This is a genomic window from Kribbella caucasensis (assembly GCF_004361855.1).
Lineage (GTDB): Bacteria > Actinomycetota > Actinomycetes > Propionibacteriales > Kribbellaceae > Kribbella > Kribbella caucasensis.
Window position 1 is genome coordinate 105,472 of sequence record NZ_SNWQ01000014.1, and the last position, 12,498, is coordinate 117,969.

Here is a 12,498-nt window from a genome sequence, read left to right on the forward strand (position 1 = left end):
TGCGGCAGGTCCTTGGGTCAATGTGGTGGGGGTGGTGGGGTGTTGCCGGTGCGGATCCAGGTGATGTAGTCGCGGGCCGTCTGCTCCGGCGGGCGGAGGTTGAGGCCGGCGGTGCGGGCTCGGGAGTTGTCTAGTTGGAAGGTGCCGTCGTTTGAGCCGTCGTGGGGTAGGTGGAAGCGGTCGGTCGGAGGGGACCAGTTGATCGGGAGCTGCTCTGGTACGACGGAACGCCAGGCGTCGAGTAGTTCGGCCATCGGGAGAGTCCCGCTGACCGCGTTGAAGGGCCCCGACGCCTTCGTCACCGTGACGTGCAACAAGAAGTCGGCCAGATCGCGGGCGTCGATCAACTGGATCGGCTGATCGGGCCGCGCAGCGCACTCCAGCGTCCCGCTGGTCGCGAGCGCCTCGCCCCAGTTGCCGAAATCCGGGTTGTACGGCCCGACCACGAACCCGGACCGGATCGCCGAGGTCGCCGGCCCGAACACACTCGTCAGCACCTGCTCACACCGGACCTTCGACGGCCCGTACAGCTCCATGCTGAACTCGTCCTCCGGCGCGCCGATCGGCCACGACAGCAACTCAGCCGCCTCGGTCTGCCCCGGGATCACCTTGCTCGCATAAACAGCGATCGACGACATGAACGTGTAGTGCCCGACCCGGTCCCGCAGCACCTCGGCACTTCGCCGTACGTCGCGGACGAGGATCCCGGACATGTCGACCACGGAGTCCCACTCCCCCGCCGCAAGAGCATCCGGTTGAGCGCGGTCGCCCACGATCCGGCGTACGTCGCCGAACAGGTCCGGATTGGTGCGGCCGCGGTTGAAGAGCGTCACCTCATGACCGTCGCGCAAGGCGGACTCCACCAGATGGCGGCCCAGGTTCTTGGTCCCGCCGAGTACGAGCAATCTCATCGCAGCTCCTCGACGAGTTCGGCCAGCTCGGCGACCAGTGGATCGATCCATTCCTTCGACTCGGGAACGGTGCGGCGGCCCTCGTTGACGATCCAGTGCAGCGCTCGGAGGGTGAAACCGATCCCGCCGAGGCCGAGCTGGCGGCGTACCAGGTCCGGGTCGTTGCCGGATGCATCGATGTAGCGGGCAACGATCGCGTCGCGGTCGTGGCCGAGGGCAACGGCGTCGCGGGTCAGGGTGTAGAGGTCGCTCAGGTGTGGGGCGAGGTAGGCGTTCGGCCAGTCGACCGCGGTCCAGCGGCGGCCGTCGGTGACGAGGTTCTTCGGGACGAAGTCGCCGTGTACGACGACCACGGGTGCTTCGCGGTGCAACGCGTCCAGCGCGGGGCCGGCACGGGATACGAGCTTCTGCTTCAGTGTTTCGCCGAGCGGGTCGATGGCCGCCAGCTCGTCCAAGTGGAATTCGCTCGGTTCGTCGACCGGCTTCGATCGGATCTCCGCCAGCAGTTCGGCCGCGGCGAGGAATCCGTCGAGGGTCGGCTCCTGTTCGAGGGTGCTGCGGCCGACGTCGGCGAGCACCAGGACGGCCGCACCGTCGGAGTCGGTGAGGTCGATCAGCTCGGGCGCCGGCATGCGCATCGGCTTCACGAACCGCTCGTACGCCGCGGCCTCGGCGTACTGGGTGTCGGTGCCGCGTTTGACGATCACGCTCCGCAGGCCGAACGACAACCGCCAGACCTCGGACGAGCCCCACTGGCGAAGGAGTTCCCCGCTGAGCGCTTCGAGATCCGGCGCCTTGGTGGATTTCAGGACAGCTGCGGCGACGGCCTCGAGCCAGACCGGGCGGGACATGCGCGAACCTCCGGAGAATGCGGGCGGTCCGCCAGTACACCACGAACCCGCCCAACCACGCACCGGAGTTGCAGGCAGGCGGGGTGGGGTGTCCAGGGGCGTGGGCGGGGGCAGGGCGGGGTGGGGTGGTCTGGCAGGCTTGGGGTATGAGTGAGACTGCCGCGACCTACGCCTGGGGCTTCGGCCTGGCGACCGTGACCGAATCGGGCTCCGTCCTGGACGTCTGGTACCCCGCGCCCGAGCTGGGTCAGGCGCCCGAGGGTGCGAAGGCCCCGGCCGAGCTGATCGCCGCCGAGGGCAACGACGAGCTGCGCCAGGTACGCCGGGTCGTCGTGCGGGCGGAGATCGCGCTGGACCAGGCGCCGGCGGACACGGCGGACGCATACCTGCGGCTGCACCTTCTCTCGCACCGCCTGGTTCGCCCGCACGGTCTCAACCTGGACGGCATCTTCGCCGCACTCCCGAACAACGCCTGGACGTCGCACGGCCCGGTCCCGGTCGAAGAGGTCGAGCAGGTCCGGCTGCGGGCCCGGGCGGCCGGTCTGCACCTGAGCGTGACGAGTGTGGACAAGTTCCCGCGGATGACGGACTACGTCGTACCGTCCGGCGTGCGGATCGCGGACGCGGACCGGGTCCGGCTCGGCGCGCACCTCGCGGCGGGGACCACGGTTATGCACGAGGGCTTCGTGAACTTCAACGCCGGCACGCTCGGCACGTCGATGGTCGAGGGCCGGATCGTGGCCGGTGTGGTGGTCGACGACGGCAGCGACATCGGCGCCGGCGCGTCGATCATGGGCACGCTGTCCGGCGGCGGCAAGCAGGTCGTCTCGATCGGCAAGCGCTGCCTGCTCGGCGCGAACGGCGGCACCGGGATCTCCCTCGGCGACGACTGCGTGGTCGAGGCGGGGCTCTACGTGACGGCCGGGACCAAGGTGACGCTGCCCGACGGCCGCGTGGTCAAGGCGCGCGAGCTCTCCGGCCAGCCTGGACTGCTCTACATCCGCAACTCCGTCACCGGCGCGGTCGAGGCACGTCCCCGGCAGGGCCAGGGCATCACCCTCAACGAAGCCCTGCACGCCAACGCGTGACCCTGCCCCCCGTACGCCGACCGCAGGCGCGCCTTCGCGATCTAGCACCGCACGCCAACCGTCATCCGGCACCGCGCGCCAACCAATCAGGCGGGTTCGTCGTCAACCCTTTCGTGATCGAGGACACGGAACCCGGGACACGGTCCCGCACGTTGGGCTCGGTATGCCGATGAAACGGGGCGTGATCGTGGCCGTGGGTGCGCTTGCCGCCCTCGGGCTCGCGGTCGCGGCCGGGATCGCCTCGCTCAGCGGCAAGGGCATGGGTCCGTTGATCCCGCCCAGCGAGCAGTGCGAGGCGACCGTCAACGGCAGCACCGTCGTGCTCGACCTGGAGCAGGCGGAGTCGGCCGCGATCATCGCCGGCGTCGCAGTACGGCGCGCTCTGCCTCCCCGGGCCGTCACGATCGCCCTGGCGACGGCGTACCAGGAATCGGATCTGCGCAACCTCAACCACGGCGACCGGGACTCACTCGGCCTGTTCCAGCAACGGCCGTCGCAGGGCTGGGGCACCCCCGCACAGGTCCGCGATCCGCATTACGCGGCGTGGAAGTTCTACGACGCGCTGGTGAAGATCAAGAACTACCAGCAGCTCGAGGTCACGGTCGCCGCGGACCGCGTGCAACGCAGTGCTTTCCCGAACGCATACGCCGATCACGAGGACGACGCACGCATTCTGGCCTCGGCGCTGACCGGTCAGTCCAGGGGCACATTCAGCTGCACCGTGGACACCGACTCGCAGCAGGTCGAGTCGATGGGTGCGAACGGTCTGACTCCACGCGCGGAGGCGGTCCGCAAGGATCTGGTGAAGACGTACGGCAAGCTCTCCACCGGTGGGTACGCGGCGGGCGGGATCACCACCGGCCACATGGAGGGTTCGGCGCACTACGACGGCCGGGCGGTCGACATCTTCGTCAAGCCGATCTCGGCCGCGAACACCACCAGGGGCTGGGCGCTGGCCCAGTACCTCGTCGCCCAGGCCGACCGGCTGAAGATCCGCACCGTCATCTTCAGCGACAAGATCTGGACCGCGGGCTCTCGCTCGGACAACGGCTGGCGCGACTACACACCACCGCAACGAGCCGGAAACACCGACACCCTCCGCCATCTGGACCACGTCCACGTCGACGTGATCGAGGACTGAGACAGACTTCAAAAGAAAAGCGGCTCCTGTCCGGGGACAGGAGCCGCTCAGGGCGTACTGGTTCGGCCGAGCGGCGCGAAAACGCCCTCAGCCGAGGGGGGATCACTCGTCGTGTTCCTGCGGCGGCAGGGCGGCGATGAACGGGTGGTCCTTGTCGATCTTGCCCATCTTCGAAGCGCCGCCCGGGGAGCCGAGGTCGTTGAAGAAGTCGACGTTCGCGGTGTAGTAGTCCTTCCACTGCTCCGGGGTGTCGTCCTCGTAGTAGATCGCCTCGACCGGGCAGACCGGCTCACACGCTCCGCAGTCGACGCACTCGTCAGGGTGGATGTAGAGCATCCGGTTGCCCTCGTAGATGCAGTCGACCGGGCACTCCTCGACGCAAGCGAGGTCCTTGAGGTCAACACACGGCTGCGCGATGACGTAAGTCACTGGTACTCCTCCTATGGCCAGCAAGCGCAGCGGACTTGGAATGCTGCGGTGCGATGGTGCTCGGTGTCTCTAGTATCACGGTAGTACTTCGCCCACTCTGCCAGGAGTCCGCATCGTGTCAGGCCTCAGTGCCCGTGATATCGGCCACCGTGTCGTGGTCCGCCACCGGTTGCCCGGCGGGCAGTTGACCGATGTCATCGGCGCGTTACATTCGCTGGATTCGGACGCTCTCGTGGTCCGACACTCCGACAGTACGCCGTACCGGATCCGTTTGACCGATGTGGCCGCCGCGAAGCCGATCCCGCCGATGCCGCTGCGCCCGGTCGACGTCGAGCAACTCTTCCTCACGACCGCGCTCGGCCGGCCCGCCGTCGAGACCCAGTACGTCGGGCAGTGGTTGCTGCGGGCATCATCGGGCTGGACGGGGCGAGGCAATTCGCTGTTGCCCGCAGGCGATCCGGGGATGCCGGTCGAGGACGCGCTCAAGCATGCCCAGACGTTCTACGAGGAGCGGGAACTGCCGCCGCTGGCCCTGATCCGGCTCGGCAGCCCGGAGGACGAGGAGTTCCGCCGGCTCGGCTGGACCGATGCGCGACCGGAGCAGGCCGACGTCCTCGTCATGCACACCACGCTGGACCTGGTGAACGCGGAACCGGCGTACGAGGTGACTCTCACGGATCGGCCGGACACCGCCTGGTACGGGACGGCCTTCGAGGGTGAGGTGCCCGCGGCCGCGCCGGCCGTGATGGAGGGTGCTCCGAAGGTGGTCTTCGCCTCGGTATCACTGGACGGCAAGTTAGTTGCCGTCGGCCGGGGCTCGATGACGGGTCACTGGGTGGCGGTGGACGCGGTCCGCGTCGACCCGGCGTACCGGCGTCGGGGACTGGGGACAGCGGTTCTGCAGGGGATCACGCGGTGGGCGGGGCCGCTCGGTGGGCGGCGGAGTTACCTCGAGGTCGTCGAGGACAACGTGGCCGCGCTGACCACGTACACGAATCTCGGTTACCAGACGGCGTACAAGTACAGGTACCTGACCATTCGCTAAGGTCGGGCGTCATGGCGGACCATGTGGCGGAGCGGCCGGAGTACGCGGGGGACTTCGAGGGGACGGTGCAGGTCGAGTACACGCCGCACCCGGATGACGGGGTCGCGGATCCGGGCGAGATCGTCTGGACCTGGGTGCCGTTCGAGGAGGACCACAACCGGGGCAAGGACCGCCCGGTGCTGGTGGTCGGGTCGGACGGGCCGTACCTGCTCGCGTTGATCCTGACCAGCCAGGACCACGACCGGGACGCCGCCGACGAGGCGCGCTGGGGACGGGTCTGGCTGGACATCGGCAGCGGTCCGTGGGACCGGGAGGGCCGCAGCAGCGAGGTCCGGCTGGACCGGGTACTACGGATCGACCCGGGCCAGGTCCGTCGCGAGGGCGCCGCGATCGGCGAGCAGTTGTTCGCCCAGGTCGCCGCCGAACTCCACACCCTCCACCGAGGAGCCTGAACCGCCCGCCGTTCATTCGTCACCTTTTCACCCACCTAGGCCGCGGCCCAGTCGATCGAGCTGTGTCGCGGGTGAAATGGTGACGAATGAACGGCAGGTCGGTGGGCGGCAACCCTCAACTGGTGGAGGGTTTGGTGCTGGCGGGGGTGGGGGGCGGCGTTTCCGGGGTCCCCGGTGGCTTGGTACCGGGCTTGGGGCCGCAGCGGATGTCGTCGGCGGCGTTGTAGTTGGTGGTGAAGGACTCGGTCTTCACCCGGACGCCGTTCTTCGCGAAGTACCGGTAGATCTTGATGTCGAACCCGGCGGTCGGCGCCTGCGTCCGGCACTTCGGGTCCTGGCTGTAGACGACCTTCGGCGCGCGCGGGTTGTACTTCGCGGACTGGCCGGCGGTGATGTCCCAGACCTTGGTACCCCAGATCTTCACCGTGATACTGCCCTGCTTGCCCGGGGTGGACGCCGAGAACAGCGTCTGCACCAGGAGCCCGTGACCGGAGTCGTTCAGGAACTTCAGGTCCACCGACGGCCACGCCACGGTCGCCTCGCGGCCCATCGGGTAGCGGCTGATGTAGACGCTGTGCGCCTTGTGCTCGACATCCTTCAGCCCGGCGAAGAAGGCCGCGTTGAAGGTGGTGGTGGCCGACTGGGAGACGCCGCCGCCGAGGTCGAGGACGAACTTGCCGCCGTTGATGATGTTGCCCTCGGTGAAGCCGTTCTCCTTGGTCCGCTCGCCGACGATCTTGTTCAGGCTGAACGTCTCGCCCGGCTTCAGCATGGTGCCGTTGATCTTGCGGGCCGCGGTGCCGATGTTCACGTTCCGGTACTCCGCGTACGGGAACCGGGTGGTGAACTCGCCCATGATCTCCTTGATCTCAAGGGCCTGCGCCTGCTCGGTGGTGAACTCGGCCTTCGACTTGGCCAGCCCGACCGCCGCCCTCCGGTCGCCTTCCGGCTTGGGCAGGATCGACAGGATCGCGGGCACCACCTTGTCCCGGGCAACGACCTGGCCGTCGACCGCGGGGACTACCTGCGGCTTGCCGTTGACGATCTGGACGGTCGCGTCCTTCGGCAGCGTCTCCAGGTCCTTGAACCGCTCCTGGAACAGGGGTTCGAGCTTCTTCGCATCCAGGCTCGGGGTGAAGTCGCCGTCCTTCGCGACCAGCTTGAGCGCGGGCGCGAGATCGGACGGCTGCAGGTTCACACCCTTGTCGCCGACGGTCAGCCGGATCGGGCCGGACATCGCGGGCTCGGCGTACTCCTTCATCGCCTTCTCGATCGCTTCCGTCCCGGCCTGCGGCTTGGTCACGCTGACCGGGAGGTCCTTGGCCTTGCCGTCGGACGGGTAGGCGGCGACCAATGTGTCGGTGGCCTTGCCGTTGTCCAGCTTCAGACCGTCGGCCGGCGGGTGCTGCTCGGCCTTGGCGTCGGGGAACGTGATGGTGCCTTCGGTGGCCGTCCGGTTCACCTGCTTGGCGAGCCGGTCGACGGCCGCCTTCAGCTTCGGCTCGTCCCGCTTCACCACCGGCGTGATCGCGTTACCGCCGGTGAGCACCTGCCACATCCGGGCCGGGCTCAGGCTGCGCCCGGCGCCCGCCTCGGCGATGGTCGCGTCCACGTCCAGGCTGAGCCCGGCGTCGGCCGGCTTCACCTGGTACGTCGTCTCGCCGGCGGTCAGCTTGATCGGCTGGTTCCGCCGGTCCTTCAGCCCCGCCTCGAGTTTGGCCTTGGCCTCCTCCTGGGACAGTCCGCCGAGCGGAATCCCCAGCACCGTCGTGTCCCCAGGGACCTTGTCTCCGGTCACCGCGAACGTGACACCATAGGCGACCACGAGCACGCCGAACCCTGCCGCGGCGATGATCCCCGCGAGCTGTTTTCTCCCCACCGGACAGAGTCCTCCTGCTCGTTACCGACGCCAGACGGCACATCTTACGGGACGGACCGGCATCGTCCTGCCCCGGAGTTCCCCAGGTTGCCCCGGGATTCCCCAGCGGACCACGTCTCCGCCAGGCACTCGGAGGTTCGACTCCGGAAGGCGCCGAAAAGTTCGGCTACTCACCTGGGAGTTCGCGGTACTGCCCCGCGTAGTACATCAGTGCGACGGGGTCAGCGGCCTCGTTCGTGCCCAGACTGAGGATCTCGCCGACCACGATCGTGTGGTCGCCGCCCTCGTACGTCGCCCACGTGCGGCACTCCAACCACGAAAGCGCACCCGTGACCAGCAGGCAGCCGGTCTTCGGCCCTGCCGTGGTGGGAATCCCGTCGAACTGGCTGTAGAGGTCTCTCCCCGACCGGGCGAAACGCTCCGCGATCGGTTGCTGACTCGCAGCGAGTACGGAGGCGGCCCAGTACCCACAGTCCAGCACCGCGTCGTGCATCCGGACGCCTTTGTCGACGCAGACCAGTACCAACGGTGGATCCAGCGAGACCGAGGTGAACGCGTTCGCCGTCATCGCGTGCGCCACCCCGGCCTGCAACGTGCTCATGATCGTGATCCCCGACCCGAACCGGCCCAGCGCCAAACGGAAATCCCCGGGGGCGATGGTGCCACTGGGTTCCGACGTCACCCCAGCAGCCTAGATCGCGCAACTGGTTGATGCCTCAACCCACCGTGTGGAACCGCTCACGTCCGACGCCGGCGGCCAGCCCACAGGCCGGTTGAGGGGCCGAAACTCAGAGACCGGCGAAGAGGTCGTGCTCGAGACCGTCCGGACCGGGCGCCGCGGTGCCCTTGACCAGGCGGTAGGACTCGTCGCCCCAGATCTGGTTGCCGTTGTTGTTCGACAGCGCGAAGAACGGGCCGTCGACGGTGATCTGGGTCGCGTGCGCCTTCATCGCGTTCATCTTGCGGTCGACGTACTCGCCCGCCGGGACGACGCAGTCGATGAACCGGTCGGGCGTCACGAACGGACCGAGCGGCCCCTCCGGGTCGAGCCCTTCGAAGGTCGTCGAGTCACCGGACTCCCGCAGCTGCCGCAGACTCGCCCGCATCGCCGACTCCGCCATCGCGGTCCAGTAGATCTTTGGGATGTCCCACACCTCGCCCAGGTCTTCCCGGTACGACGGCGCGGCGGCGAGCGCGGCCGCATACGTCGCGACGCGGTGCGCCTGCACGTGATCTGGGTGCCCGTAGTTCCCGAACTGGTCGTAGGTCACCAGTACCTGGGGCTTGAGCTCCCGGATCACCGGCACCAGATCGTTGGCCGCGGTGAGCAGATCGGCCTGCCAGAAGCTGTCCGGCCGGGTCTCCGGCGGCTCGGCGGCGTTGCCGTCGGCGTCGTACACCATCCCGGTGTCGCGGTACTTCCCCGGACCGCCGAGGAACCGGTGGTCGGTCACGCCCAGCTCGGCCATCGCGGTGTCCAGCTCGCCGATCCGGTGCTGGCCCAGCTGATCGGTCTGGTCGGCGGCCAGGTGGATCAGGTCCGGCACCAGCACCTCGCCCTCCTCACCCAGGGTGCAGGTGATCAACGTGACCTGGGCACCCTCGGCCACGTAGCGCGCCATCGTCGCGCCGTTGTTGATCGTCTCGTCATCCGGATGCGCATGCACCAGCAACAGCCGGCGATCGGGAAGCTCACTCATACTCAAACCCTACGTGCCGCCCCGGACAGTTCCAGTTCCTTCCCGAACAGCTCAGTCGGAACAGCTCAGCCGAAGCGGCGGACCAGGAGGCAGCCTGCCTGGAACCGGGAGCGGGCGCCCAGGCCCGCGATCAGGGCGCTGATCTCCGCGCGGACGGTGCGCAGCGACAGCCCGAGCTGGCGGGCGATCGCGGCGTCCTTGGCGCCGGTGGCCATCAGCCGGCCGATCAGGATCTGGCGGTTGGTCAGCTCCTTCGCAGCGGCCGGGGCGCGGCGTCGCGACCCCAGCTCGTAGACCTCACAGACGATCTCCGGCGCGAAATCCTCCATCCGCACCGCAGGAACAGCCTGGTATGACGACATCCAGCATCTCCTCCCCCAGGTGGGCCAGCGGATGCTCATTCTTCAAGCGGTGCAGAAAGGTTGACCAGGTACAACCCATACAGTTCACCCATACAAATCCGGTGGATGCGGGGAGCGAAGAGTGGAGTCGCAGTTCGCGGCCCTGCTGCGGCGGCACCGTACGGCGGCCGGCCTGACCCAGGACGAGCTGTCCACGGCGTCCGGCGTCAGTGTGCAGGCCATCAGCACCCTCGAGCGCGGCACCCGTCGCTACCCGCAGCTGAGCACCGTCACCGCCCTCGCCGACGCCCTGCACCTGAACCCCGACCAGCGAGCCGCCCTGACAGCCGCCGCCTCCCGCCCCGGCAGGAAGGGCGGACGGGGAATAGGCGGGGGTCGAGCGGGTGGGCTCGAGGCGGGCGGGGCCGGAGCGGGCGGGGGCGGAGCGGGCCGCACGACGGTGATTGGCGCCGCCGCCTACTCCGTTGTGTCGCCGCGGCAGTTGCCGTTTGCCAGTGGGGACTTCACCGGGCGTGAGCGTGAGCTGGGCGAGCTGAGTCGGTACCTGATCAGCAGTCCCGGCGTCAGCCTCACCGCGATCACCGGGATGGGCGGGATCGGCAAGACCACGCTGGCCGTTCACGTGGCCCACGAGGTGGCCGACCACTACCCCGACGGCCAGTTGTACCTTGACCTCAGCGGCTTTGGCCCCGGCGAACCACTCGAACCGCTGAAGGCCCTCACCTACCTCCTCGAAGACCTCGGCGAACCCCCGCCGGCCGACCTGCCCACCGCATCGGCCCGCTTCCGTAACGCACTCGCCAACCGGCGGCTGGTCCTCCTCCTGGACAACGCCGCCGACCCCAAACAGGTCCGTCCCCTCCTCCCCGGCACCGGCTGCTGCGGCGTCATCGTCACCAGCCGCCGCAGCATGGCGGGCCTGAGCGGCAGCCGCCAATACCCATTGGGCGTCCCACAGCTCCCCGAGGCGATCGACATGCTCCGCCGGATCTCCGGCCGCACCGACGCCCCCGAGGACGAGTGCGCCGAGGTCGTCCGCCAGTGTGGTGGCCTCCCACTGGCCATCCGGATGGCGGGCGCCCGTCTCGCCTCCCGTCCCTCCTGGCCGGTCGCCCACCTCGCGCAACGCCTTGCCGACGGGCGTCGCCGGCTCGACGAACTCCAGCTCGACGACTCCGGCGTACGGGCGACCCTGGTGCTCTCGATCGAACAACTGGCCGGCAGCGTCGACCCGGTCGACGTACAGGCGGTCTCCATGTTCGCCCTGCTCGGCCTGTCGAACGCCCTCGACCTCACTGCTCCCCTGGCCGCAGCCCTGTCGGACAGCCCGGAGCCGGAGGCCGAGGTCGTCCTCGAACGCCTCGTGGACGTCCACCTGCTCACCACTCCCGCTCCCGGCCGCTACCGCTTCCACGACCTCGTCCGGGTCGCCGCGCAGGAACTGGCCGAGCAGACGCTGTCCGAGGCCGACCGGATCGCCGCGACCACGCGCTGGGTCAAACGGGTGTCCGCGGTCGTCTGGAAGGCCAGCGAGTACGCCGGACACGGGCTGACCCGGGAGAAGTGGCTCAACCAGTCCTGGCTGGAAGGGGCCGACGACCTGGCCAACCAGGACGACGTACTGGCGTGGCTGGACAACGAGCGAACCAGTCTGGTCTCCACCATCCAGCAGGCCGTGCGGGAGCAACCACAGCTCGCCGTACAACTCGCTGTCGGCCTCAACGCGTACTACGCCCTCCGGCGTGCGTGGCTCGACTGGTTGCAGGCCAACGAGTCCGTACTACGCCTCGTCCGTGGCGGGCCGGATCGGACAGCCGAGGGGATCGTCCTGCACGATCTCGGAGCGGCCCACGCCGAACTGGAGCAGTACCAGGAGGCCGTGGCTCCCCTACGACAGGCTGTGCAGGCCGCGCACGAATCGGGCGACGAGAACCTGCAGGCGCTCTGCCTGAGCAGCCTCAGCCACGTCCTCGAACGCGCCGGCCGCATCGCCGACGGCATCCCGTACGCCGCCCGCGCCCGCGAGATCGGCCTGACCCTGGGCAGCCCACCACGTGCCGCGTGGGCCTGTCTCGCCCTCGGCATGCTCTACCTGCGCACGGGAGCGACCGACTCCGCCCAGCACCACTTCACCGAGGCCCTGGACCTCCTCGTCGAACCAGGGCAGGAGCGGTACCGCGGCATGGTCGCCCAGAACGTCGGCGTCGCCTACCGCGAGGCCGGCCGCCTCGACCTCGCCGACCGCTACCTGCAGCAGGGCCTCGACCTGTACCGCGAGGCCGGAGCCGCGATCCAGCAAGCCGAAGTCCTCAACGAACTCGGCAAGCTCTGCCTGGACACCGACGACCTCGACACCGGCGCCGCCCACCTCACCGAGGCCCTCGCCATCGCCGGCCGGCACAGCGACTGGCTCTGCGAGGCCGACATCCGCACCACCCTCGGCCAGACCCGCCACCGCCAAGGCCGCCGCCCCGAAGCCCACCGCGAGTGGCGCCTCGCCCTCACCCTCCACGACCAGCACCACAGCCACCGCGGAGCCGCCCTCCGCAGCCTCCTCGACGAGGCCTGAACGACAGGGCCTGAACGCGCCGCGGGGCGGCACCCGGAAGGATCCGGATACCGCCCCGCGGTTTCAGTCGC

At 69.0% G+C, this 12,498-nt stretch carries 12 protein-coding genes; 5 read left to right on the top strand and 7 right to left on the bottom strand.

What is annotated here, in order from left to right:
* Positions 1 to 17: 17 nt before the first annotated feature.
* Together EV643_RS26755 and EV643_RS26760 are read right to left on the bottom strand one after the other, a co-directional pair.
* Positions 18 to 911, bottom strand: coding sequence for a Rossmann-fold NAD(P)-binding domain-containing protein (locus tag EV643_RS26755; RefSeq protein ID WP_133802910.1), 894 nt, complete (start codon positions 909 to 911; stop codon positions 18 to 20).
* The gene (locus tag EV643_RS26760) at positions 908 to 1,762 is read right to left on the bottom strand and encodes a phosphotransferase family protein (protein WP_133802911.1); all 855 of its coding nucleotides are present in this window, start codon (positions 1,760 to 1,762) and stop codon (positions 908 to 910) included. The genes EV643_RS26755 and EV643_RS26760 overlap by 4 nt, the downstream gene beginning before the upstream one ends.
* A gap of 146 nt (positions 1,763 to 1,908) precedes the next feature.
* On the opposite strand from EV643_RS26760, the gene dapD reads away from it, so the two are divergent.
* Together dapD and EV643_RS26770 are read left to right on the top strand one after the other, a co-directional pair.
* A complete protein-coding gene (gene dapD, locus EV643_RS26765; protein WP_133802912.1) occupies positions 1,909 to 2,850 on the top strand; it encodes a 2,3,4,5-tetrahydropyridine-2,6-dicarboxylate N-succinyltransferase in 942 nt (313 codons plus the stop codon).
* Positions 2,851 to 3,019: 169 nt separating this feature from the next.
* On the top strand, positions 3,020 to 3,991 hold the full coding sequence (locus EV643_RS26770) for a VldE C-terminal domain-containing protein (protein WP_238165823.1): 972 nt from the start codon (positions 3,020 to 3,022) through the stop codon (positions 3,989 to 3,991).
* A gap of 102 nt (positions 3,992 to 4,093) precedes the next feature.
* On the opposite strand, the gene fdxA is transcribed toward EV643_RS26770, so the two are convergent.
* Complete coding sequence (gene fdxA / locus EV643_RS26775) at positions 4,094 to 4,420, bottom strand: ferredoxin (RefSeq protein WP_131285641.1); 327 nt, start codon at positions 4,418 to 4,420, stop codon at positions 4,094 to 4,096.
* 115 nt (positions 4,421 to 4,535) lie between these two features.
* Here fdxA and EV643_RS26780 point away from each other — a divergent pair, with 115 nt between their 5' ends.
* Together EV643_RS26780 and EV643_RS26785 are read left to right on the top strand one after the other, a co-directional pair.
* Entirely contained in the window at positions 4,536 to 5,465 is a 930-nt protein-coding gene (locus tag EV643_RS26780) for a GNAT family N-acetyltransferase (RefSeq protein WP_133802914.1), read from the top strand.
* An 11-nt stretch (positions 5,466 to 5,476) separates the two neighbouring features.
* Positions 5,477 to 5,917 (top strand): type II toxin-antitoxin system PemK/MazF family toxin, encoded by a 441-nt coding sequence (locus EV643_RS26785; protein WP_133802915.1) that lies wholly within the window; start codon positions 5,477 to 5,479, stop codon positions 5,915 to 5,917.
* Positions 5,918 to 6,032: 115 nt separating this feature from the next.
* On the opposite strand, the gene EV643_RS26790 is transcribed toward EV643_RS26785, so the two are convergent.
* The 4 genes from EV643_RS26790 to EV643_RS26805 form a co-directional block, all read right to left on the bottom strand.
* Entirely contained in the window at positions 6,033 to 7,796 is a 1,764-nt protein-coding gene (locus tag EV643_RS26790) for a VanW family protein (RefSeq protein WP_133802916.1), read from the bottom strand.
* A gap of 166 nt (positions 7,797 to 7,962) precedes the next feature.
* The gene (locus EV643_RS26795; RefSeq protein ID WP_133802917.1) at positions 7,963 to 8,478 is read right to left on the bottom strand and encodes a flavin reductase family protein; all 516 of its coding nucleotides are present in this window, start codon (positions 8,476 to 8,478) and stop codon (positions 7,963 to 7,965) included.
* Between the two features lie 106 nt (positions 8,479 to 8,584).
* Positions 8,585 to 9,496, bottom strand: a complete 912-nt coding sequence (gene mshB, locus EV643_RS26800; RefSeq protein WP_133802918.1) for an N-acetyl-1-D-myo-inositol-2-amino-2-deoxy-alpha-D-glucopyranoside deacetylase — start codon at positions 9,494 to 9,496, stop codon at positions 8,585 to 8,587.
* A gap of 65 nt (positions 9,497 to 9,561) precedes the next feature.
* Positions 9,562 to 9,858 carry a response regulator transcription factor gene (locus EV643_RS26805; protein ID WP_238165824.1) on the bottom strand — a complete coding sequence of 99 codons (297 nt, stop codon included), beginning with the start codon at positions 9,856 to 9,858 and terminating at the stop codon, positions 9,562 to 9,564.
* 121 nt (positions 9,859 to 9,979) lie between these two features.
* Between EV643_RS26805 and EV643_RS26810 the strand changes: the two genes are divergently transcribed.
* Positions 9,980 to 12,427: an ATP-binding protein gene (locus tag EV643_RS26810; RefSeq protein WP_133802920.1), complete on the top strand. Its 2,448-nt coding sequence runs from the start codon at positions 9,980 to 9,982 to the stop codon at positions 12,425 to 12,427.
* Positions 12,428 to 12,498 lie beyond the last annotated feature (71 nt).